The organism is Lentibacter sp. XHP0401 (assembly GCF_025751535.1).
Lineage (GTDB): Bacteria > Pseudomonadota > Alphaproteobacteria > Rhodobacterales > Rhodobacteraceae > Lentibacter.
The window spans coordinates 107,261-130,574 of record NZ_JAOWLC010000007.1; the positions used below are offsets into that span (position 1 = coordinate 107,261).

20 protein-coding genes are annotated in these 23,314 nt (G+C 57.5%); 9 read left to right on the forward strand and 11 right to left on the reverse strand.

Going from position 1 to position 23,314, the window contains the following annotated elements; translation table 11 throughout:
- Positions 1–29 precede the first annotated feature (29 nt).
- Entirely contained in the window at positions 30–2,033 is a 2,004-nt protein-coding gene (gene pbpC, locus OE750_RS10570) for a penicillin-binding protein 1C (RefSeq protein ID WP_263764150.1), read from the forward strand.
- Here the strand turns inward: pbpC and OE750_RS10575 are convergent.
- Positions 2,026–3,201, reverse strand: coding sequence for an acetyl-CoA C-acyltransferase family protein (locus tag OE750_RS10575; protein WP_263764151.1), 1,176 nt, complete (start codon positions 3,199–3,201; stop codon positions 2,026–2,028). The two genes, pbpC and OE750_RS10575, sit on opposite strands and share 8 nt — an antisense overlap.
- Positions 3,202–3,752: 551 nt before the next feature.
- Positions 3,753–4,481: a metallophosphoesterase gene (locus OE750_RS10580; protein WP_263764152.1), complete on the reverse strand. Its 729-nt coding sequence runs from the start codon at positions 4,479–4,481 to the stop codon at positions 3,753–3,755.
- Positions 4,482–4,596: 115 nt separating this feature from the next.
- On the opposite strand from OE750_RS10580, the gene OE750_RS10585 reads away from it, so the two are divergent.
- A complete protein-coding gene (locus OE750_RS10585) occupies positions 4,597–6,309 on the forward strand; it encodes a SulP family inorganic anion transporter (RefSeq protein ID WP_412176222.1) in 1,713 nt (570 codons plus the stop codon).
- A 171-nt stretch (positions 6,310–6,480) separates the two neighbouring features.
- Here the strand turns inward: OE750_RS10585 and serA are convergent, their stop codons facing one another.
- Positions 6,481–8,076 (reverse strand): phosphoglycerate dehydrogenase, encoded by a 1,596-nt coding sequence (gene serA, locus OE750_RS10590; RefSeq protein WP_263764154.1) that lies wholly within the window; start codon positions 8,074–8,076, stop codon positions 6,481–6,483.
- A gap of 69 nt (positions 8,077–8,145) precedes the next feature.
- Positions 8,146–9,288, reverse strand: coding sequence for a phosphoserine transaminase (locus tag OE750_RS10595; RefSeq protein WP_263764155.1), 1,143 nt, complete (start codon positions 9,286–9,288; stop codon positions 8,146–8,148).
- Between the two features lie 365 nt (positions 9,289–9,653).
- Between OE750_RS10595 and OE750_RS10600 the strand changes: the two genes are divergently transcribed.
- Positions 9,654–10,496: a M15 family metallopeptidase gene (locus OE750_RS10600; RefSeq protein ID WP_263764156.1), complete on the forward strand. Its 843-nt coding sequence runs from the start codon at positions 9,654–9,656 to the stop codon at positions 10,494–10,496.
- A 23-nt stretch (positions 10,497–10,519) separates the two neighbouring features.
- Here OE750_RS10600 and OE750_RS10605 read toward each other — a convergent pair whose 3' ends face one another.
- Positions 10,520–10,906, reverse strand: coding sequence for a hypothetical protein (locus tag OE750_RS10605; protein ID WP_263764157.1), 387 nt, complete (start codon positions 10,904–10,906; stop codon positions 10,520–10,522).
- Between the two features lie 263 nt (positions 10,907–11,169).
- Here OE750_RS10605 and serB point away from each other — a divergent pair, with 263 nt between their 5' ends.
- Positions 11,170–12,039 (forward strand): phosphoserine phosphatase SerB, encoded by an 870-nt coding sequence (gene serB, locus OE750_RS10610; RefSeq protein WP_263764158.1) that lies wholly within the window; start codon positions 11,170–11,172, stop codon positions 12,037–12,039.
- Between the two features lie 54 nt (positions 12,040–12,093).
- On the opposite strand, the gene OE750_RS10615 is transcribed toward serB, so the two are convergent.
- The gene (locus OE750_RS10615) at positions 12,094–13,755 is read right to left on the reverse strand and encodes an ABC transporter substrate-binding protein (RefSeq protein WP_263764159.1); all 1,662 of its coding nucleotides are present in this window, start codon (positions 13,753–13,755) and stop codon (positions 12,094–12,096) included.
- Positions 13,756–14,003: 248 nt separating this feature from the next.
- On the opposite strand from OE750_RS10615, the gene OE750_RS10620 reads away from it, so the two are divergent.
- Together OE750_RS10620 and OE750_RS10625 are read left to right on the forward strand one after the other, a co-directional pair.
- A complete protein-coding gene (locus OE750_RS10620; protein ID WP_263764160.1) occupies positions 14,004–14,576 on the forward strand; it encodes a nitroreductase family protein in 573 nt (190 codons plus the stop codon).
- Positions 14,567–15,283, forward strand: coding sequence for an EI24 domain-containing protein (locus OE750_RS10625; protein ID WP_263764161.1), 717 nt, complete (start codon positions 14,567–14,569; stop codon positions 15,281–15,283). Before OE750_RS10620 ends, OE750_RS10625 begins: the two co-directional genes overlap by 10 nt.
- On the opposite strand, the gene OE750_RS10630 is transcribed toward OE750_RS10625, so the two are convergent.
- Both OE750_RS10630 and mce read right to left on the reverse strand, forming a co-directional pair.
- A complete protein-coding gene (locus OE750_RS10630) occupies positions 15,234–15,533 on the reverse strand; it encodes a DUF1467 family protein (RefSeq protein WP_263764162.1) in 300 nt (99 codons plus the stop codon). The two genes, OE750_RS10625 and OE750_RS10630, sit on opposite strands and share 50 nt — an antisense overlap.
- 30 nt (positions 15,534–15,563) lie before the next feature.
- Positions 15,564–15,968: a methylmalonyl-CoA epimerase gene (mce, locus tag OE750_RS10635; RefSeq protein WP_263764163.1), complete on the reverse strand. Its 405-nt coding sequence runs from the start codon at positions 15,966–15,968 to the stop codon at positions 15,564–15,566.
- A gap of 169 nt (positions 15,969–16,137) precedes the next feature.
- Here mce and OE750_RS10640 point away from each other — a divergent pair, with 169 nt between their 5' ends.
- Entirely contained in the window at positions 16,138–16,854 is a 717-nt protein-coding gene (locus OE750_RS10640; RefSeq protein ID WP_263764164.1) for a response regulator, read from the forward strand.
- 147 nt (positions 16,855–17,001) lie between these two features.
- On the forward strand, positions 17,002–17,190 hold the full coding sequence (locus OE750_RS10645) for a hypothetical protein (protein ID WP_263764165.1): 189 nt from the start codon (positions 17,002–17,004) through the stop codon (positions 17,188–17,190).
- 15 nt (positions 17,191–17,205) lie between these two features.
- Here the strand turns inward: OE750_RS10645 and OE750_RS10650 are convergent, their stop codons facing one another.
- The 3 genes from OE750_RS10650 to aspS all read right to left on the reverse strand — a co-directional run bounded on the left by OE750_RS10650 (position 17,206) and on the right by aspS (position 21,863).
- Entirely contained in the window at positions 17,206–18,435 is a 1,230-nt protein-coding gene (locus tag OE750_RS10650; protein ID WP_263764166.1) for a DUF1501 domain-containing protein, read from the reverse strand.
- 3 nt (positions 18,436–18,438) lie between these two features.
- A complete protein-coding gene (locus OE750_RS10655) occupies positions 18,439–19,824 on the reverse strand; it encodes a DUF1800 domain-containing protein (RefSeq protein ID WP_263764167.1) in 1,386 nt (461 codons plus the stop codon).
- 188 nt (positions 19,825–20,012) lie between these two features.
- Entirely contained in the window at positions 20,013–21,863 is a 1,851-nt protein-coding gene (aspS, locus tag OE750_RS10660; RefSeq protein ID WP_263764168.1) for an aspartate--tRNA ligase, read from the reverse strand.
- 183 nt (positions 21,864–22,046) lie between these two features.
- Here aspS and OE750_RS10665 point away from each other — a divergent pair, with 183 nt between their 5' ends.
- Positions 22,047–23,261: a glycosyltransferase family 87 protein gene (locus OE750_RS10665; RefSeq protein WP_263764169.1), complete on the forward strand. Its 1,215-nt coding sequence runs from the start codon at positions 22,047–22,049 to the stop codon at positions 23,259–23,261.
- The last annotated feature ends 53 nt before the right edge of the window (positions 23,262–23,314 follow it).

The following is a 23,314-nucleotide window of genomic DNA, read 5'->3' on the forward strand; positions in this document are numbered from 1 at the left end:
ATACCGCCCTCGGCCTCACCTGCGCGGCGGTGCTTTTTGCTGCCGCGCATGACAGGCTTAACCGTTGGGTTGCGCGCGCCGAGCTGCCGCCGCTGTTGCACGAAAGCTCTGTCGAAGTGCGCGCCCGTGGCGGTGAGCTTCTCCGCGCCTTCCCCGTAGAAGACGGACGCTGGCGGCTTGCCACACGCACTGCCGATGTAGACCCGACCTACCTCAAAGCCCTGCTGGCCTACGAAGACAAACGCTTCTTTAGACACGCTGGCGTCGATGGCCTCGCACTCACCCGCGCCACATGGCAAGCGCTCTGGAACTGGCGGATTGTTTCAGGCGGCTCGACCCTCACCATGCAAGTTGCGCGGCTTTTGGAGAACGGACGCACAGGCAGTTGGGCGGGCAAGCTCAGGCAAATGCAGCTTGCACTGGCGCTGGAGCGCAAGCTTGGCAAAGATGAAATCCTTTCACTTTATCTCACCCACGCGCCTTTTGGTGGCAATATCGAAGGGGTGCGCGCAGCCAGCTATGCTTACTTTGGCAAAGAGCCCAAACGCCTGACACCTGCTCAAGTTGCCCTACTCGTCACTCTGCCCCAAGCGCCCGAGAACCGCCGCCCCGACCGGGCTGCCAAAGTGGCCCAAGGTGCTCGTGATGCAGCACTTGCGAGGCTTCATGAAGCCGGCGTGTTCTCACAAGAAGCCGCAAATGCAGCACTGCGGCAGCCCGTCTCCTCCGCCCTCAAGCCCTTCCCTGCGCTTGCGTTTCACAGCAGCGCCCGCGCGAAGCTAGAGCACACAACCACGGACCAAATAACGCTCACGCTAGACGCTGGCCTACAAGCGCGGCTCGAAAGTCTCGCCGCCTCAAAGCTGGCGGCTCTAGAGCCAAACGCCACCATCGCGCTCATCGTGGCCGACCATACAACCGGCGAAACCCTCGCCTCTATCGGCTCCGCCGCCAGCACCGCAGATACCGCACGCAAAGCCTATGTGGATATGACCCGTGCAATCCGCTCACCCGGGTCAGCCCTCAAACCGCTGGTCTACGCGATGGCGTTTGACCTTGGCTTGGCGCACCCCGAAACGCTGATCAATGACGCACCTGTGCGTTTTGGCAACTACAGTCCAAGCAACTTTGACGGCCAGTTCAGAGGTGAATTAAAGCTGCGCGAAGCTTTGCAGCTTTCGCTCAACATCCCGGTTATCACACTTCTGGAACGTGTCGGCCCCGAGCGCTTCATGCAACGTTTGCGCCAATCAGGCGCCAGACCCGAGCTATTAGGCGGCAAAGCAGGGCTGGCCGTGGCGCTCGGCGGGATGGGGCTTTCGCTACATGATCTGGTCACGCTCTATGCGGGGTTTGCGCAGGGCGGGAAGGCCGTGAAGCTGAGTGAATATGGTAGTGGAACGAGTGAACCCCAGCGTTTCACCTCACCCGCAGCGGCTTGGCAAATCGGTGAAATCCTCTCCTCTGCCCCGCTGGGAAATGCCCGTCTCAGCCACGGCATCGCCTTTAAGACAGGCACGTCCTATGGCTACCGTGATAACTGGGCCGTGGGCTATGACGGGCGCTATGTTGTAGGTGTCTGGGTGGGCCGTGCCGATGGCACGCCAATGCAGAAAGCCTTTGCCCGAACAACCGCAGCACCGCTACTGGCGCAGGTCTTTCAATATGTCGCGCCACAGGTCGCCCCCCTAGGGCCACCCCCGCCCGAAACGCTGATTGTCAGCAATCCGCAACTACCACAACCTCTCCAAAGGTTCGAGGCGCGTGACGCACTGAAGCGGGCCGAGGCGAACAAGCCCGATATCGTCTTTCCGCCCGCAGGCGCGCGGCTTGCTGTCAGCCCTGATATGCCCCTCATGCTCAAACTGCGCGGCGGCACACCGCCCTACGCCGTTTTTGCAAATGGTGAGGTGAAGAAACTCGGCTTGCGCAGCGCAGAAGTCTCCCTCGGGCCAATGACCCAAGGGTTTTTCGAGCTCAGCGTAATTGATGCGGCGGGGCGGTCAGTCACCTCCGCGATCGAAATCAGATAGCCTCAATCGCAAGGGCAATGCCCTGCCCGCCACCGATGCACATGGTGATCAAAGCACGGTTGCCGCCAATGCGCTCAAGCTCGTAAAGCGCCTTGAGCGTAATAATCGCACCTGTCGCGCCGACAGGGTGACCAAGGGCAATCGCACCGCCGTTCGGGTTTACCTTGGCGGCGTCGAGGCCAAGCTCGTTATTGACCGCTAACGCCTGTGCCGCAAAGGCTTCGTTGCTTTCGATCACATCAAAATCGGCGATGCTGAGGCCCGTGCGCGCGAGCAGGTTTTGCACCGCGGGCACGGGGCCAATCCCCATCACCTCGGGCCGCACACCGGCATGGGCATAGCCCAGAACACGGGCGCGCGGCTTGAGGCCCGCTTTCTCGGCAGCGTCACTGCGCGCCAGCACAAGAGCAGCCGCGCCGTCGTTGATACCAGAGGCATTGCCCGCCGTGACTGTGCCGTCTTTCTGGAACACTGTGCGCAAGCCTGCGAGGGCTTCCAGCGTGCTTGCTTTCGGATGTTCATCAACCTCGAAGGGAACCATATCGCGCTTGACCTTAACCTCGATGGGCACGATCTGGCTGGTGAAATAGCCTTCCTCGATTGCTTTGGCCGCGCGGGTCTGGCTTTCCATCGCGAAGGCGTCTTGCGCCTCGCGGGTGATGCCATATTCGGCGGCAACATTCTCGGCGGTGACCCCCATGTGGCCTGTGCCAAACGGGCAGCTCAGAGCGCCGAGCATCATGTCTAAGGCCTTGATATCGCCCATTTTCTGACCCCAACGCTGTGCGGGGACGATATAGGGCGAGCGGCTCATGCATTCGATCCCGCCTGCGACCGCAAAGTCAGCGTCCTCAAGCATCAGGGATTGCACAGCAGAAACAATGGCTTGCGCGCCAGATCCGCAGAGGCGGTTCACGTTCATAGCGGGGGTGGTTTCGGGGATACCCGCGTCCATGGCGGCGATTCGGCTCACATACATGTCGCGGGGCTCGGTGTTGATGACATGGCCATAAACTGCATGGCCGATCTGCCCGCCGTCGACACCCGAGCGCTCAAGTGCGGCCTTCGTCACAGTTGCGCCAAGCTCGGCCGGGGTCGTTCCCGCAAGCGCTCCGCCGAAGGTTCCGATGGCGGTGCGTGCGCCGTCTAATATAACGATATCGCTCATGATTTTCCCCTAGGATGTTTGAAGACTTGCCGCACTATATGCCGAGCGGCACGGCAATGAAAAGGCGAACGGAGCGTCATTTCGGATGCGCCAAAGCCTTTATTTTCATGATTTTTCACCACATTAACCTTTGCCACGCCCGCCAAACTCCGCCCGAAAACGCTGTGGGGCAGGCTGTATATACATCAGTGCATACAACAGTATGGACAGGTTTAGGGCAGGTTCCAGCCCGCCTCGTCCGTTACACGACCGTCCGTCAAACCAACCTCTTGTTGAGCTTTGATCGGGAGCCGCCATAGTTCAAAGCGTATTGAGACGAGAGATTTTATGACGAGCAAGATTGGCGAAAACCGCAACATCCGCACTTGGGCCGATTGGGTGAAGGCCGAAGAGAACGGCAAGGTGACTTATTGTTGTTCCGATTATCTCGCTTAGTCAGAAAGAGGCATGGACACCCTCAACCACACGGGGGCCATGGGGCTGGCATGCTTGGTCGCTGCGATGGGTCTTCTGGATCGTCACCGCTGTAGGCGCAGCGGCGACTACGGGGATTATCCGGCAGGAGTGAGCGGCCTTCGCCCGTCTTCTTCCAGCACGAACACTTCGCGGCCTTCTATCGCCACGGCTGTTAAAGCGCGCCCGAAACCTGCGCCGCTGTCGATGTTGACGCGGTTGCCCATGTGCTCGGGGGCCTCGACGGCGGTGTGGCCGTGAATAACCAGCTTATCAAACGGATCTTGATGGTTGAGGAAGGCGTCGCGGATCCAGATGAGATCATCTTCTGTTTGCCATCCCAGCGGCAGCCCCGGCTGAATGCCTGCGTGCACGAAGAGACAGTCGCCCGCCTCGGCAAAGAGCGGCAGCCCCTCCAGAAAGGCGCGGTGCTCTTCGGGCACGGCCTCAAGCGCGGCGGCGTGCAGCTTGGCCTCGGGCAGCGCAAGATCAACGCCGTAGGAGGCCAATGTCTCAAGCCCGCCCAGCGGCTTGCTGAACCACGTATAGCTGGGGCGCATTTTGGGGTGGCTCGCGACCCCCGTGCGCAGGAACTGCTCGAACAGGCGGTCGTGATTGCCCATAACCACAGACCAGTTGCGGCCCTGCGCCATGCCGTTCATCAATGTTTCGATAACCGCGCGGCTGTCGGGGCCGCGATCCACAAGATCACCCAGCGAGATGACGCGCGCGTCTTTGCCGCCGTCAAGCTCGATCAGCGTGAGGGCGTCGAGCAGAAGCTCGTATTGGCCATGAATGTCGCCTATGGCGTAAATCGTTTCAGTCATATGGTTTAGCTATGCCTCTGCGCGGCCAATGGCAATGGTGCGGGAAGAATTCACCTTTACATATTCCGATTACGGAATATATATGAGGTAAGAAAAGGACGCGAACATGACACCGATGCCCAAAGCGCTGCTGCGCTATCTGCCTATTTTGACTTGGTCGAAAGACTACAACCGCGACGCTTTTGTGAGCGACTCTGTGGCGGCTGTGATTGTGACGATCATGCTGATCCCTCAGTCTTTGGCTTATGCCTTGCTTGCAGGTTTGCCGGCAGAGATGGGGCTTTATGCTTCAATCCTGCCACTGGTCGCCTATGCGATCTTTGGCACATCGCGGGCGCTGGCTGTGGGGCCTGTGGCGGTTGTTTCACTTATGACAGCAGCAGCGATCGGCAACCTCGGCTTGACAGATGCAGCCTCTGTGGCGCTCGCGGCGGGGACGTTGGCGTTTATCTCGGGCGTGTTGCTGACGGTCATGGGTGTTTTGCGGCTGGGCTTTCTGGCGAACTTCCTGAGCCACCCAGTGATTGCCGGATTTATCACAGCCTCTGGTTTACTGATTGCAACAAGCCAGCTCAAACATATTTTCGGGATTGAGGCCGAAGGGCATACGCTGCCGCAAATCCTTGGGTCATTGATCTCGCATCTGGGAGATATGAGCTTTGCGACGCTGGTGATTGGCGTGAGTGCGACCGCATTTTTGTTTTGGGTGCGCAAGGGGCTTAAGCCGCTTTTGCTGCGCCTCGGGTTGAAGCCACGGCTGGCCGAGCTTGGCGCCAAGGCCGGGCCTGTGGCGGCTGTTGCGGTGACAACATTGGCTGTCTGGGCATTGGGGCTTCAAGACATGGGCGTGAAAATTGTCGGAGCGGTTCCGCAAGGATTGCCGCCTTTGACGATGCCCTCGTTCAGCCCGTCTCTGTGGAACGACCTGTTTCTCTCGGCTGTTTTGATCTCGGTGATCGGGTTTGTGGAATCTGTCTCGGTGGCGCAGACCCTGGCGGCAAAGAAGCGCCAGCGGATTGTGCCGGATCAGGAGTTGATCGGGCTGGGGACATCCAATATCGCCGCCGCCGTGACGGGCGGCTATCCGGTGACCGGCGGCTTCGCACGGTCGGTTGTGAACTTTGATGCGGGGGCCGAAACGCCCGCAGCGGGGGCCTTTACCGCCATTGGCATTTTGCTGGCGGCACTTTTGCTAACGCCGCTTTTGTTTTTCCTCCCCAAAGCAACGCTGGCCGCAACGATTATTGTCGCTGTGCTGAGCCTTGTGGATTTCAGTATTCTGCAGCGTGCCTGGGGCTATTCCAAAGTGGATTTCGCCGCCGTTGCGGCGACCATTTTGCTTACACTTGGACTTGGAGTTGAAATTGGCGTTTCCGCCGGTGTGTTGATCTCGATTGCACTGCATCTTTACGCCACATCGCGCCCGCATGTCGCCGAAGTGGGCCTTGTGCCGAACACCCAGCACTTTCGCAACATTCACCGCCATGATGTGCAAACCCTGCCCCATGTGGTCACGCTACGCGTCGACGAAAGCCTCTACTTTGCCAACGCCCGTTTTCTGGAGGATTATGTGAGCGCACGCGTGGTCTGTGACGAGCCGTTGAGTGACGTGATCCTGATGTTCTCGGCGGTGAACGAGGTCGACCTCTCGGCACTCGAAAGCTTGGAGGCGCTGAACCATAAGCTCAAGGACATGAGCATCCGCTTGCATCTGAGTGAAGTTAAGGGGCCGGTTATGGACCGCTTGAAGCGGTGCCATTTCCTGGAAGACCTCACAGGGCATGTGTATCTGTCGCAGTATGATGCCTGGATGGCTTTGAAAGGGTAAGCCTGTTTCGAATTTTCGCTCACTGAGCACTGTGCGCACTTGCTGCGCGGGGCGTTTCGCTAAAATCCGACCAATGCGAGACTGGTCGGGAGATTTTTAACAAGAAAACATTTGTGAGCAGACATGAAAAAGGCCCGCGCAAATGGCGGGCCTTTCGGAGATTATACGCGCTTAGACAACATCGAATTCAAGCGGCTTGACCTGTTTGAACATGCCTGTGTCTTTGAGCTTTTGCAAAACGGCAGGGTCTGGTTGACCGTCGAGGTAGAGCAACGCGATGGCTTCGCCACCTGCGGCGGAGCGGCCCAAAGTAAAGTTGGCAATGTTGACCGCACTTTCACCCAAGGTCAGGCCCAATGTGCCGATGATCCCCGGAACGTCATCATTTGTGGTGTAAAGCATGTGCTGGCCAACTTCTGCGTCAATGTTGATGCCTTTGATCTGGATAAAGCGTGGCTTGCCATCGGAGAAGACTGTGCCGCCGATGGACCGCTCGCGCTTATCGGTGACCACGGTGACTTTAACGTAGCCCTCAAAAGCGCCCGATTTGTCCTGACTGGTCGTCGAGATTTTCACGCCACGGTCTTTGGCGATGACGGGGGCAGACACCATATTCACATCAGGCGTTACTGTTTTCATGATACCGGCCACAACAGCGCAGTTGAGCGCTTCGAGGTTCATCGCCGACGCTGCACCATCGTAGAGGATATTGATCGCTTTGATCGGTTCGTCGGTGAGCTGGCCGATGAAATTGCCCAAATGGCCTGCGAGAGAAATCCACGGGCCCATGACCTTGGCCTCTTCGGCTGTCACGCTTGGCATGTTGAGCGCGTTTTCAACCGCGCCTGTCAGCAGGTAGTTTGACATTTGCTCGGCCACTTGCAGCGCCACGTTTTCCTGCGCTTCGGTTGTGGCCGCGCCAAGGTGAGGCGTGCAGACCACGTTGGGCAGGCCAAACAGCGGGTTTTCTGTTGCCGGCTCCTGGGAAAACACATCAAAGGCTGCCCCTGCGACATGGCCTGATTTGAGTGCATCCGCGAGAGCCTCCTCATCAACCAAACCACCACGGGCACAGTTGATAATACGCACGCCTTTCTTGGTTTTGGCAAGGTTTTCACGGCTCAGGATATTCTTTGTCTGCTCGGTGAACGGCACATGAAGCGTGATGAAATCGGCGCGCTCCAGAAGCTCGTCGAGCTCGACTTTTTCAATCTGCATTTTCTCTGCCTTGGCAACGGAGAGGAAGGGGTCATAAGCGACGACCTTCATTTTGAGGCCACGCGCACGGTCGCAGACGATACCGCCGATGTTGCCTGCGCCGATGACGCCGAGGGTTTTGTTTGTCAGCTCGACCCCCATGAACTTCGACTTCTCCCATTTGCCTGCATGGGTTGAAGCGGAGGCTTCAGGGATCTGGCGCGCCACGGCAAACATCATCGCAATCGCGTGTTCTGCTGTTGTAATCATGTTGCCGAACGGTGTGTTCATGACGATCACACCTTTTTTGGAGGCGGCGTCCTTGTCGATGTTGTCGGTGCCGATGCCAGCGCGGGCGATGACTTTAAGCTTGTCTGCATTAGCGAGAATGGCAGGCGTCACTTTTGTGGCAGAACGGATGGCGAGGCCGTCATATTCGCCGATCACAGCGGCGAGGGCGTCTTTGTCTTTGCCAAGCTCCGGGCGGAAATCCACCTCGATGCCACGGTCGCGGAAAATCTGAACAGCGGTTTCGCTGAGTTTGTCGGAAACGAGAACTTTGGGAGCCATTTTGAGCATCCTTCAATATGAAAATGTCGGGGGAAGAAGGTGCGCACCAAATGCGCACCCTGCGAAATTTTACGCGTTGATTTCGGCTTCAAAGGCCCAAGCAAGCCAAGGCAGAAGCGCCTCGATATCAGTTGTTTCAACCGTGCCACCGCACCATATCCGCAGGCCAGCGGGCGCATCGCGGTAAGCGCCTATGTCATAGGCGACATTCTCGGCCTCAAGGCGCTTGGCCACGGCTTTGGCGAAGGCTGCGCCATCGGTGATCCGCGCATCGGTGAATTTGAGGCAAACCGATGTGTTTGACCGCGTGGCCGGATCTGTGGCGAGATTGTCGATCCAAGGCTGCGCTTCGCAGAAATCAAAGATCGCCTGTGCGTTGGCGTCGGCCCGCGCGATCAGGCCCTTCAGACCGCCTTCCGAGCGTGCCCATGCAAGCGCGTGAAGATAGTCTTCAACCGCGAGCATCGAGGGCGTGTTGATGGTTTCGCCACGGAAGATACCGTCAATCAGCTTGCCGCCTTTGGTGAGACGGAAGATTTTGGGCATTGGCCAAGCAGGCGTGTAGCTTTCCAGCCGCTCGACAGCACGGGGGCTGAGAATGAGCATACCGTGGGCCGCTTCACCGCCGAGCACCTTCTGCCAGGAGAAGGTTGTAACATCGAGCTTGTCCCAAGGCAGGTCCATCGCGAAGGCAGCGGAAGTTGCGTCACAGATCGTGAGACCTGCGCGTGTGGCCGGGATGGCATCGCCGTCAGGCATACGCACGCCCGAAGTTGTGCCGTTCCATGTGAAGACAACATCGGTGTCATAATCAAGCGCGGCCATATCGACGATTTCGCCGTAATCGGCTGTTTTGACGGTGGCATCGAGCTTGAGCTGCTTCACAACGTCAGTAACCCAGCCTGCGCCGAAGCTTTCCCAGGCAACCATAGTTGCGGGGCGTGCGCCCAGAAGGCTCCACATAGCCATTTCCACAGCGCCCGTATCGGAGGCGGGAACAATACCAATGTGATAATCAGCCGGCACGCCAAGAAGCTCGCGTGTCTCCTCAATAGCAGCTTTCAGCTTGTCTTTGCCGACAGCGGCGCGGTGCGAGCGGCCAAGCGGCGCGCTTTCGAGCTGTTGCAAAGTGAATGAGGGATATTTGGCACAAGGGCCAGAAGAAAAGCGCGGGTTGGCCGGGCGCGCTGCCGGTTTTGAAATATCAGTCATGATACCCTTCCAGATATGAGCCCCTCGTTAGGGAGGGGTGTCCTGAAGACGCAGCTAAAGCCAACCGCCCCCTTTCGCAAGCGCAGAAATGACGCTATCACGCCGCTTGAAGCCCAAAATGCGACATGAACGACTACGATCGGAAACTTCAGACACCTTGCGGGACCACAGCCTGCACTGCTTTTTTTTTGCGACGTGCTGACCCTCTGGTGCATTCGACTTTATCGCCACAAACTGACCCAAACCGGAAAACCGGACCTTTGCGCATCGCCTGCGACTGCCAGAGGGGCTGAGATAAAATAAATGACAGGAAGCGCTCTATAAGGCACTTTCAATCCACAGCCTTACAAATCAGGGAAATACTTATGTTAAAGAGCCTTGTTCGACCTGTTCTATGGGCTTTGGTATTTGCAATATACTCCGCGCATCCTAGTGCCGCAGAGGAATGCGAGCCACGTGATTTTTTGGAAATGCCCCTTAACTCTGCTTCGGAAAACTTGCAGTTGAATGCGGTGCTGATGGCATATCCTCAACTCTCGTATGATGCATCCAGCAACGAGCTTGTCTCCCTCACAGAAAGCCGGCGACTATTCTTGACTGAAGCGACCGATGCTTCGCCTGAAAAAATGTTGATATCAGCATCATTCGCTGACCAGTTTCTTTATGTTTACCCCTTGGACTACGACCTTTCCTCCCGCTTGGAACCTTGGTTCGATCCGGGACGCCTTCGCAATAGTGAGTTCATGGAATTCTTATACTTTTCAGATGAAGCGAGTGCGCGAGCATCCCTGAAAAGGGTCATACATGACAGCTCGGGTACCCAGTTTAGAGTGACAGCTAAGCAAGGTGTATCATGTCAACTCGCCGCTGTTTTTGAACGTATCGGAAGCCGTCACCCTGATGTTTTCAAGAGTGTTGGTGGCAGCTTCAACTGGCGAAACATCAGCGGGACCGACAGATTAAGTGTGCACTCATACGGTGCTGCAATTGATCTCAATACAGAGCTAGGGGGGTATTGGGTATGGTCAGGGTCCAAAGCGGGGTCTGTCGGTAACTATCACTCACGTATACCTCGCGAGGTTGTCGCCGAGTTTGAGCGCTATGGGTTCATATGGGGCGGGAAGTGGCACTACTATGACGGAATGCATTTCGAATACCGGCCAGAGCTTGTTTTATACTCTCGCTTAATGCAGTCCGCGAAAAACTGAGACACAACTATTGGCGGGGCGCCTTAGCGAACAACTGTAACCCGAACGTAATCGCCCCGACTGCCGCGACCGTAAATTCTGACAAACACTGTAGCACCGCCACGCACCAGGTTTCTGGCGGCTTGCGGGTCAATCGAACCGTTCATCACCATACGCTCCATGATACCTCTGTTCTCAATGCTCCCAAAAAAAGAATCCCACTCATCACCACGCTGAGAAATTCCGTATCGGTGATAGTTGGCTCGATCCTGACGAAGCACCTGCCATGGTTCCGTCAATCGGTCTCCTTTAGAATTATAAAGATCATCTTGACCGATGTAAGCAACATAGGAGCCTACTATTTCCTGTGCAAATGCAGCACTTCCAAAAAACAGAGCCGCGACGAGTGGCAGGGCCTTTAAAATGCTCATGAGTATCTCTTCATCTCTCTAAAAAAATTTTGGGTGATTAGCCTAAGGGCCAGAGAGGCCAAAACTATTTACCGCATATTAGTAGAGTAAAAGCGTTAACCTATGTCAAGCACAGTGCGTGTTGTTGCTTTTGAGCCCCTCGCAACTGGCGTTCGGGCACTCATATGGCCATATGGCGCAATCCGGGCAACGGGGGCTCTGGTTTTCCCGCGCGTGAAACGGATATAGAGGCATAACCACGCTCAAATGCAGGAAGACCACCCATGTTTACCGCGACACTCATTGCAAAAGCCGGCCAGCTTGAAACCCCTCTCGTGCAAAGCCTGCAAGCCGCTTGGGGCGGAGGCGATGCGCGATGGCTGGCGCAGGGAGAAGCCGCCGAGTTCGAGATCGAGCAACGGCCAGCCAACCAGTGGGATGTCTGGGCCGATGTGCAGAAGCTGGGCGTTGACCTTGTGGTGCAGCACACTGAGGGGCGACGGAAAAAGATGCTGCTGGCCGATATGGACAGCACGATGATTGAGCAAGAGTGCATCGACGAACTGGCCGAAGAGGCGGGCGTCGGCGCCTATGTCAAAGACATCACCGCCAAAGCGATGAATGGCGAGCTCGACTTTGAGGGAGCACTGACAGAGCGTGTGGCACTGCTTGAGGGGCTGGACGAGGCCGTGATAGCCAAGGTGCTGGCCGAGCGGATCAGCCTGATGGCGGGTGGCCCTGCGCTTCTGGGAACCATGAAGGCAAACGGCGCTTATGCGGCGCTGGTTTCGGGCGGGTTTACGGCGTTTACCGCTGCGATTGCGGGCAAGCTCGGCTTTGACGAAAACCGCGCCAACACGCTTCTGGCCGAGGGCGGCAAGCTATCGGGCAAGGTGGCGCTGCCAATCCTTGGCCGTGAAGCCAAGGTGCAAGCGCTGGAAGAAATCACCGCGCGCCTCGGCATCAGCGAGCAGGATGTGCTGGCTGTTGGCGACGGGGCGAACGATCTTGGTATGCTCAAACGTGCGGGCAGCGGTGTGGCACTTCATGCCAAGCCAAGTGTGGCCGCAGAGTGCGATATCCGCATCAATCATGGCGACCTGACGGCGCTTCTGTTCGTGCAAGGCTACGGAAAAGAAGAGTTCAGCAAATAAAAAGGGGGGCAGCGCGAAGCTGCCCCCCTTTCGATTTGTCGAGCCGCTTTGGCTTCAGGCTTTCCACGCCAGCTGCGAGGGTTCTATCTCGAACGCGATGTGGTGCGCGCCACCGAGAAGGTCGTCTTTGGTGTGGTTGTAAAGCGAGCGCCAGTAAGGCTGGATCGTGACAGCGTCGTCCTGCAGGATCTTTTCGCCTTGCTCCATCAGCGCCTTGCGCTTCTCGACATCCGGTGTGGCAAGCGCCTTGTCCAGAAGCTCGTCAAACTCGGCACTCGAATAGCCAAACTCGTTCCATGCCTCGCCTGAGCGATAGGCAAGCGCCCAAATCTGGACGCCAAGCGGCCTTGGGTTCCAGTTTGTCGAGCTGAACGGATACTTTGTCCAGTCATTCCAGAACGTCGAGCCGGGCAGAACCGTGCGCTTCACATTGAAGCCCGCGTCGCGCAGTTGCGCTGCGACAGCATCGGTTGTGTTTTTGCGCCATGCGTCATCAATCGAGAGAATTTCCATCTCGAAATCGCCCATGCCTGCTTCATCCAGAAGCGCTTTGGCGCCGGCCGGATCAAACTTTGGCATACCGATATCAACATATTCGGGGTGCGCCGGCGCAACATGGTGGTTCGCCGCCACAACACCGCGGTTTTCATAGCCAAGCTCAAGCAGCACGTTGTTGTCGATTGCCATAGCAATCGCCTGACGCACTTTTTTGTCGGCGTAGGGCTTTTTGCCGTCAACCTCAGCAAGCTGGTTGGGTCGGATAACGATTGTCGCCGAGGTGACAACCTCGTGCTGGGTCCAACCATCCATCGTGCCGAGAATGTCGATAAAGTCACCATCAACCGAGTAGTGCATATCAACTTCATCAGCTTCCGAAGCAGCAACCCATGCTGACGGGTCTGTGCCGTAGTCGATATATTCAACCCGATCGACCCATGCACCGTTGCCTTTGTTCCACCAGTGCTCATCATTTTTAACCAACACGCCTTTAACACCCACTTCGAGGCTTTCCGGCAGATAAGGGCCTGTGCCGACAGGATTGCTCAGGATCGTATCCGCTGTGAACGAGCTGTGAACGATCGCGGCAGGGTAATCGGCCATGCCAGCAACAATCGAAATGTCGGGCGACGGCAGATTGAGCTTCACAGTGTGGCTGTCGACAACCTCGATTGCGCCTTCAAGCGCCTTGCCTGTTTCTTCGTCAATAAGCACAGCCATACGGCCAGCCATCGAATTGCCCTCAACATCTTTTTCACACCAGCCCGCAATATTGCGCGCAACATCTTCAGCGGTGAAATCGTCACCATTGTTCCACTTCACATCTTTGCGCACGTGGAGCGTATAGGTTTTCGCATCATCGCTGACATCCCAGCTTTCGAGCAGAACGGGCGTGAACGAACCATCGTTGTTCCATTTGACAAGATATTCAAGCCAACCGCGTGTGAAGTTGGCAATCTGTGACCAGTCATATGCGCGTGGGTCTTTGAGCGCGCGCACTTCGGTTTGGATACGAACAGTGCCACCTTCCTTCATCGCAGCTTGCGCCTGCGCAGGTGCGGCCATGCCGAGCATTCCATAGGCTGTCGCCGCAGTTGCACCAAAGGTGCTGGCCATGGCGATAAACTCGCGGCGGCTGACATCATCGGTTCCGACTTTGCCGATCTGATCTGTAATCACCTTGGACATCGGCTTGCCGGTGCGTGTGAAAAATTCCATGATTTTCTCCCTGTGAGAGCGTATTCGCTCTTCGTTACATATGAGCCGCCACAAGGGATTTACCTTTAAGTACCCAAGGCGATCACGCGTAGCCTAAGGAGCGAATCACGAGTGGGCAACCCTCGCACCCCCACAAATGCCTGTGAACACAAAGCTATCAGGCTGCATTTGCAGGGAAATACGCTTGCTCCCTTGACCTTTGCAGACTGAAACCTGACATGAGGGAAAGCACCGAAAAAGGATGGAACATGCCCCGAACCAATGCCGCAGCGCTCGAATTCCTGAAAACCCGCCGCTCGCGGCCAGCCAAAACACTTGCAGCCCCCGCGCCCGTGCGTGAGGAGCTTGAGGCGTTGCTGACCATTGCCGCGCGCACACCTGACCACGGCAAGCTCGAGCCCTGGCGCTTTGTCGTTATTCAGGGCGAGTCCATGGAGAAGCTCGCGAATGCGGCACAAGCCACAGCCGAGAAGCTTGGTTATGATACAGAGCAAACCGCCAAGGCACGCAGCCAGTTTGACCAAGGCATCTGCGCCGTTGCCGTTATCGAAAGCCCCGTGATTTCCGAAAAGATCCCCGCGATCGAGCAGACATATTCGGCGGGCGCCGTCTGTCTTGCGCTGCTCAACGCAGCGCTGGCTTCGGGCTGGGGGGCGAACTGGCTTTCAGGCGCTATCAGCCACGAGCGCGGATTTGTTGAAGGCACTCTGGGCCTCACACCGCACGAGCGGATTGCCGGCCTCATCCATATCGGAACCGAGACAAACACACCGCCCGAGCGCCCGCGCCCCGATGTGAAAGCCAAAACAACATGGCTCTAGCTCTAATTCTCCAGTCATTTGCCCGCGCGCTCGGGCAAGTCGGCGACAAACGCTTCTTGCGTGTGCTGCTCATCGGCGTTGCGTTGACGCTGGCGCTTTTGGTTGGGGCCTATGCAGGGCTTCTCTGGCTTGTGGAGGTTTTCATCGGGCCCGAAGCCTACCTCCCTGTGCTCGGTGAAGTGCGCTGGCTCAATGACCTGCTGTCAGGGGCGTCGCTGTTGTTTATGCTGGTGCTTTCGATCTTTCTCATGGTCCCCGTGGCCTCGGCCATCACCTCGATGTTTCTCGACGATGTGGCCCAGGCTGTGGAAGCGAAACACTATGCGCAACTGCCCCCCGCCAAGCCTGTCAGCTTTGCCGACGGGTTGCGCGACACCATTAACTTTTTGGGTGTGCTGATCGGGGCCAACATGCTGGCGCTTGTTTTGTATCTGTTTTTCGCCCCTTTCGCGCTGCTGATTTTCTGGGCGCTCAACGGTTTTCTACTGGGGCGGGAGTATTTCACCCTTGCCGCCTCGCGCCGCTTGGGCCGCGCCGAGGCCCAGAAATTGCGCAGCCGCAACTGGGGCACAATATGGCTCGCAGGCGTGCTCATGGCAGCGCCGTTGAGCCTTCCCTTGGTGAACCTGTTTGTCCCGATTTTAGGCGCGGCGACCTTTACTCATCTGTTCCATGGGATTGTGTCGCGTCAGGGCCCATCCGGTTGAACATGTCAATGTCACGCATCGTAATGACACCGGACGTAACAATGTAAAAACAAATCAGCCAGAGAACCGCCGCAATAGCTGTAGTGATCATGGCCTTCTTTTTCAGCCCGTGCTCATGCGGCGCGCCTGCTTGAGTGCCGGGGACAATCTCGCCGACATCCCCCTGTGTCTTGATGCGAAAGGGAATGACGGTGAGAAATGTGACAAACCACAAAACCGCAAAAAGCACGATGGCCGAAGTGATACCCATTTGAGTCCGTCCTTATAAAAGAGCGCTTGGTTAAACTTGCTCAAGTTCGACAAGACACCCGTTGAAATCTTTCGGGTGCAGGAAAAGCACAGGCTTGCCATGCGCACCGATCTTCGGTTCACCCGTGCCAAGCACCCGCGCGCCGGTTGATTTCAGATGGTCACGCGCAGCGATGATATCATCGACCTCATAGCAAATATGGTGAATGCCACCTGAGGGATTCTTCTCCAGAAAGCCGTTAATCGGGCTGTTCTCACCCAAGGGATAGAGCAGTTCGATCTTGGTATTCGGCAGCTCGATGAACACGACTGTCACACCATGGTCAGGCTCGTCTTGCGGCGCGCCGACTTTTGCGCCCAGCGCGTTGGCGTATTGCGCGGAAGCGGCCTCAAGGTCGGGCACGGCAATGGCAACATGGTTGAGACGTCCGATCATTTTGCTCTCCTTGGCTTGATTCCGGCACTTATCACCCGCCGCACGTGCCACTGCAAGGTGCGCAACGTCGCAACCGCAAATGAGACACGTTTGGTTAACCAACTGTTAGCTCTGTCTGTCTAGGCTGAGAATCGAGACAACCACTCTGCTGCAAAAGGAGCTGCCCCCGATGGAAGACTTTGACCCGATCGCCAACATCCCTTCGCCCACAGCCGCGCGTCCGCTCTTGGGCCTGACTGTGCTTGTGGTGGAGGATAGCCGCTATGCCTGTGAGGCCATGCACCTTTTGTGTTTGCGCAGCGGTGCGCGTATCCGTCGGGCCGATTGCATCGCCTCGGCCAAGCGCCACCTACAGGTTTATCGCCCCTCGGTCATTCTGGTTGACGTCGGCCTACCCGACGGCTCGGGGCTTGACCTGATCGCAGAGCTGACAGCGCTTTCCCCGCGTATCGACATCATTCTCGGCCTCTCGGGGGATGAAATGCTGCATGACGGGGTCATGGCTGCCGGCGCTGATGGTTTCTTTGCCAAACCGGTCGAGAACATCGCACAGTTTCAGGAGGCGATTCTGGCCCACCTGCCCGCCGACCGCCGCCCCAGCGGCCCGCGCGTGCTGAAAGACGAAACCGTAAATCCTGATCCGTTGGCCTATAATGACGACCTTGCTCACGTTGCCAGCCTGATCAACGAAAACTATGACGAACGGCAGGTTGGCTATGTGGCGCAGTTTATCACCGGCGTTGCCAAAAGCGCGCGCGACACTGTGCTGGCGCGGGCGGGTGAAGACCTCGCTGCGGCCCATGCTTTGCGACAACCCACACATCAGCCCATCGCGGCACTGGCCGGCCTTGTTCAAAAACGGCTCGACAGGCAGCTTGCAATATAATCCCTTGCATTGCCCCCTTACAGGCTTCCCGAGTGGTTAAAATCTGCTTGGAATAAACGATAATTGGCCGCAGAGGAGACCCAAAGCCGCCACAATCCTCCTGCATCTTGGCTCGATAAGCAGGACACCCCCTGCACGGAGGTAGGAATGGAAAAGTTTTTTCAAAAGTTTGTTAGCGAAGAAAAAGGCGCAATCACAGTTGATTGGGTTGTGCTCGTAGCTGGTGTGCTCTCACTTTGCGCAGCCGTTTTCGGCGCGATCCAGTCAGGCACAGCCGAGCTCACCGAAAGCACAGGCGAATATCTTTCGTCTTACGAACCCTTCGACGGCGCATAATCCGGCAAGCGAACTTCAGGTGATGAGCTTGGGGTTCGCGCCCATATCCAGACCGGGAAAGATAGTGCTTTCGATGAAGCCCGAATCGAACCCGAAGAGGCCGCGCATAAGCCAACCTGTATAGGCGCGCACATCGCGGGTCGGCATCAAATCCCGTTTCTGATACAAGTCAGCCTCGCCCAGCCCGGGCCAGTCCGACCACACACGACCACCGCGCAAAGCGCCCCCTGACATCACCATCAAACCACCCGTTCCGTGATCGGAGCCGCCATTGCCGTTGAGCCGCGCTGTGCGGCCAAATTCCGTCATGGCGATAACGGCCGTTTTCCCCCAGACATCCTCTCCGACTCCGCTGCGCAAGCTCAGGATGACTTCGGCCAAACGGGTAAGAGGCTGCGCAAGTGTGCGCGACTGGTTCGCGTGCGTGTCCCATCCATTGAGCGAAAAAGCGGCAATACGGGAGGCTTCTTTCAGTTTGGAGGCCGCAAATTCGGCAATCTGGACATGCCCGCCGCCTTTTGCAGCGTCGCGGGCGCTCTGCCTCATCGCCGACATGACCATTTCGCCACTCTCGTTTGACACGTCCATGGCCCCCATGCTTTCGCCCGAAAGCGAAACGGCTTCACTGAAAGCCGCCTCAAACAACGGGTCGCCTTCCATCAGCATTCCAGCCAGGCTCAGTCCCTGAGGGGTGAGCCCGTAGAGTCCCGCATCAGGCGACCAGTTGGCCACAGGAGCTGTGCCTTTCATCAAAAACATATCGCCCCGGCCGACAGCATAAGCCGTCTCGCTCTGCAAGCCCGGATAGTTCTGCAACATCCGATTCAGCCAACCATCCCGTATATTTCCGTCAAGATCTGCCCCGCCGGCTTCAAGCAGATCCTGCCCGTCAAAATGGCTGCGCTTATCGCGATAAGGCGTTGAAACCGCATGGGCAAAACCCAGCTCGCCTGCCTTCCAAAGCGGCATCAGCCCCGTGAGCGAGGGATGGAGCGCAAAGAAACCGTCAAGGTCTTGCTGTTCGGTCACTTTGGCTTGATCGGCGCGCCCCTTGAGAGACTTGAAGTTCGCATCGCCATAGGGGCGCAGCGCGTCCAGCCCGTCCATCCCGCCGCGCAGGATGATCACCACGAGGCGGTTTTCGCCAGTGCCGCTGGCAAAAGTCACAGGTGTCAAAAACGGGCTGGCGGCAGCGGTGCAGCCAAGGCCCGTGAGAAAAGAGCGTCTGTTGAGAGTGGAAAGCATGGGTTACATCCTTTGAAACGCGGGAGACGCAAGGATCAGACCAACGCCTGTACGCCTGTCTTCGGCAGCATTTGCGGCAAAGCGCAACGCCTCGGGCGCGCGATCTCCAAGGGCGGCTTGCACCAGCTCGCGAGGGTCGGGCAGCGCTCCGATCAGGCTTTCGGGCGCGCTCATCGCCCAATCAACACGCGCAGCAAAGCGCTGCGGCGTGATCCACTCGCCGTCGTCCTCCGGCCAGCCATCAGGGCCGAGCGGTTCTTGCCAGCTTTGCCCCATCAGACCCAGCGGCACTGCAAAGGTTCTTTGAATTTGCCGCCAGTCCTTGAAAGCTTCGTGATCATCAGACACGTCAAGGGCACGCAGGGCTGATCCAATAAAATCAACGGGTTGTTTGACATTGAGCAGCTCGGGCGCCCAAGCGGCAGGGTGCTCCAGCATGGCGCGGGTCATTTCTCCCAAATGCCCGCCGCTGTCGCGGTAGCGGGCTTCCATAGCCGAAACGAGCTGAGGGTCAGGCGTATCAGAAATGAAATGCACCGCCATTTTGCGGGCCAGATGCCGCGCTGTCGCGGGGTGCAAGGCCAAATCCTCAAGGGCTGCGTGAATATCCGCAAGCGAGGCCTCACCGCCACCATAGGTTTTGCCCAGAACAGTCTCGGCTCCCGGCTCGGCATAATCAGGGCGAAACCCGAATACGCCCTGCTGGTTATAGGTCAGCCCCGTCAGCAACTCGGCAAGTTCGGTCACGTCAGTCTGGCTATAGCTGGCCTCGACGCCGAGCGTATGCAGTTCCAGAAGTTCGCGGGCGAGATTTTCATTCAGCCCCGAAGCCTTCTTGGCAAGCAGACCTTCTGTGCTGTTCGGGCCGATCGAGGTTTTCTGATCAAGATATTGCAATAGCACAGGCTGGGCCGTGACCGCTTTTAGCATATCTGCAAAATAGCCCGCAACATGAGGGCGGATTGCACTTTCGAAATAGGGTGATGTCGCGCGCTTCATCAGCGAGACTTTACCACGCGCCGTGAAATGATCGCCCCAGAAAAAGGCCAGCCGCTCGCGCAACCCGTCTTGTGTGTGAGCACGGCGCAGCAGGGTGTTCCAGAGCCAGAATTGCTTCCGTTTCACGGCTTTGCGTTTTTCGGAGTTGATTTTTTGGGTGGCCTTATCGGCAACATCAGAGCCCCTGTTGGCGCGACGGACCTTCCAATGCTCCGTCACGCGGGCAATGCGCTTGGCAAAGTCATCAAACGACTCGATCTTGTAGCGCTTGGCCATGTCGTCATCACCCGTCAAACGGCGCATCATGTCATCAACATCACGCGGGCCGCGCAAGCGCGGGGAGAGGCCTGTGCCAAAACGGATCTCGGCGATTTCGCGGGTGAACGTCACTTGGGCTGCTCCGGTTTTGAGCAGAGATTAGCACGGATAGAAACCGCCGCGAGGGGAATATCACTGGCAGCGCGGCAATCGGCGATGCTGCGCCAAGGGGCTTCGAATTTCGCTGCGCGAAATCCGACCGGCTGGGGGCGCTGCCCCCAGACCCCCGGGATATTTAGAGCAAGAAAAAGACCGGAAGATCAGTCTTGCGGAATAACGCGCAGGTTCAGCTCCATAAGCTGCTCGGCGAGCGGCTCGTTCGGTGCATTCATCATCAAGTCTTCCGCGCGCTGGTTCATCGGGAACATGATAACCTCGCGGATGTTCTCCTCTTCGGCCAGCAGCATGACCATGCGGTCGATACCCGCCGCACAGCCGCCGTGGGGCGGAGCGCCATACTGGAAGGCGTTGACCATGCCGCCGAAGCGTTTTTCGACTTCTTCCTTGCCGTAGCCGGCGATTTCGAAGGCTTTGAACATAATCTCCGGCTTGTGGTTCCGGATCGCACCCGAGACCAGCTCGTAACCGTTGCAGGCGAGGTCATACTGATAGCCGAGCACGTCGAGCGGATCGCCTTGCAAGGCTTCCATACCACCTTGAGGCATCGAGAACGGGTTGTGCTCAAAGTCGATCTTGCCGCTCTCTTCGTCTTTTTCATAGATCGGGAAATCGACGATCCAGCAGAAAGCGAAGCGGTCTTTGTCGGTGAGGCCAAGCTCTTCGCCGATCACGTTGCGGGCACGGCCTGCGACGGCTTCGAACTGTTTAGGCTTACCGCCCAGGAAGAACGCCGCATCGCCAACACCGAGGCCGAGTTGCTCCCGGATCGCTTCTGTGCGCTCGGGGCCGATGTTTTTCGCCAGCGGGCCAGCGGCTTCCATGCCGCCCTCCACTTCGCCGGCTTTCATCTTGGCTTGCGCCTCTTTCACAGTGATACCGAGCTCTTGCGCCACGGAGTCAGCCGTTTTGTCACGCCAGAAAATATAGCCCATACCGGGCAAGCCTTCTTTCTGGGCGAAGGCGTTCATGCGGTCACAGAACTTGCGGCTGCCACCTGTGGGCGCGGGGATAGCACGCACTTCCGTGCCCTCTTGCTCCAGAAGCTTAGCGAAAATAGCAAAGCCCGAGCCGGCAAAATGCTCGGAGCAATCCTGCATTTTGATCGGGTTGCGCAGGTCGGGCTTGTCGGAGCCATACCATTTTGCAGCATCACGGTAGGAAATCTGTGGCCAGTCGGTATCAACCTTCTTGCCACCGCCGAACTCTTCGAACACGCCCTGCATCACGGGTTGGATCGTGTCGAACACATCCTGCTGCTCAACAAAACTCATTTCGAGGTCGAGCTGGTAAAAGTCGGTTGGCGAGCGGTCGGCGCGCGGGTCTTCATCGCGAAAACACGGCGCGATCTGGAAATACTTATCAAAGCCCGAGACCATGATCAGCTGTTTGAACTGCTGCGGCGCTTGCGGCAGCGCGTAGAACTTGCCGGGGTGCAGGCGGCTTGGCACAAGAAAGTCGCGTGCGCCTTCAGGGCTTGAGGCCGTGATGATCGGCGTCTGGTATTCGCGGAAGCCCTTGTCCCACATGCGGCGGCGAATGCTCGAAACCATATCGGAGCGCAGGTGCATGTTGGCTTGCATTTTCTCGCGGCGCAGATCGAGATAGCGATAGCGCAGGCGGGTTTCCTCGGGATATTCCTGATCGCCGAACACCATAAGCGGCAGCTCGGCCGCCGACCCCAGAACCTCTATATCGCGCACAAATACTTCGATCTCGCCCGTGGGCAACTTGGGGTTCACGAGGCTTTCGTCGCGCGCTTTCACGTCGCCATCAATGCGCACACACCACTCCGAGCGCAGCTTTTCGACCTCGGCAAAAGCAGGGCTGTCAGGGTCGCAAATCAGCTGCGTCATCCCGTAGGTGTCACGCAAATCAATAAAAAGCACGCCGCCATGGTCACGGATACGATGCACCCAGCCTGAAAGGCGAACAGTCTCGCCAACGTTTGCTTTGGTCAGATCAGCGCAAGTCTGGCTGCGGTAGGCGTGCATAGGTCTATCCTTTTCAGGGCATCTGGTGTGCATATAAAGCTCGCGCCGATACACATGGCCCAAAGGCAAAAGTCAAGCCATGTGGCACGGAAGACTCTGTCGCGCCGCGCTTTTCACGGCGTTTCTATCCAAGGCGCGGCAGATATGCCATTTTCACGCAAAATAACGAGCGGTCCCTTTTAAATGAAGCGTTTTGCCTACCCTGTCTGCGCCCTGATTTTCGCAGGCCTTTTTACCCCGGTGTTTATCAATTCGGCCTCACCTGACCTTCTGGCGCTCTTCTTGGCCGGCAAAGCCGTGAGTGCGGGTTTGCCCGAAACGATCTATCCTGTCGGCCCCGACATTCTAAGCACGGAAGCACCCTATGTTTACCCGCCGCTTTGGGCTTGGCTTATCGCCCCTGCCACCCAGCTTGTGAGCTTTGATATGTTTGCGAAAACCATACTGGTTTTGCATGTGGCGATGCTCTGCACCTCTGTCGGGCTGGCATGGAAAGTGGTGCACCCGCCGCATATGAACCTTGAGCATTTCGTGCTTGTCAGCTTTGCGCTGCTTGCCGTTTCGGCCCCTCTCTTTCAGGCTTTGGGGCAGAACCAGCCGCAAATCCTCACGCTGTTTCTTGTGCTGCTGGCCTTTGAGCGCTACCGCGCGGGCAGCTTTGCCATGGCGGGAATGATCCTTGCCGTAGCGGCGGCGTTCAAACTCTCACCATTGTTTCTGGTGCTGATCTTTGTTCTGGAGCGCAACGCGCGCGCAACAGGTGCTTTCGTGGCAACGGGGCTTGCGCTGGCCGCGCTGAGCCTTGCCTTGGCGGGCTGGGCGCAGCACGCGCGCTTCCTCGAGCTCGTCAGCCAGATCGATAACCTGATCATACTGGACAATACAAACTACGCGCCCGAGCTTTTGCTTTATCAACTGCAAGCGCTTATCGGTGGAACAGCTAGCTCCGGCTGGAACATGGCCCAAACGGCCACAGCACCCGAGCCGTTCTGGCTGAGCACCCTCATGGCAGCGCTGATGCTCGCAGCCCTCGCAGCGCTCATCCTCATGCGCCCGCGCCTCGTGCCCGGCACGGCTGTGCCTGTTTTGCTTACGGGCTTTACACTGGCCACAGCACTTTTCGGGCCGGCGTCTTGGGGGCATTACTTTGTGTTGCCGCTTCTTCTATTGCCCACGCTCTTTCACATCCTTCCCCGCCTTGCAGCTTGGCGCTGGATTATCGCATTGGGTATTTTGCAGAGTTTTCCTGCCTATCTCGTCTATTTCGCGATGAGTGAGGCGCTTTATGTGACCACGCTCATGGGCGTGCTCTGCTTTGGCGGGCTGCTTTTTGCGCTTGTTGCTTCGGTGTTTCGCGCCGTACGATTTGAGCCCGAGGTTCCGCTGCACTTCCGCTAAGCTCGCGTTGTGCCAAAACGTCTCAACTATAAAGCGCTTTGGGCTTGCGCCCA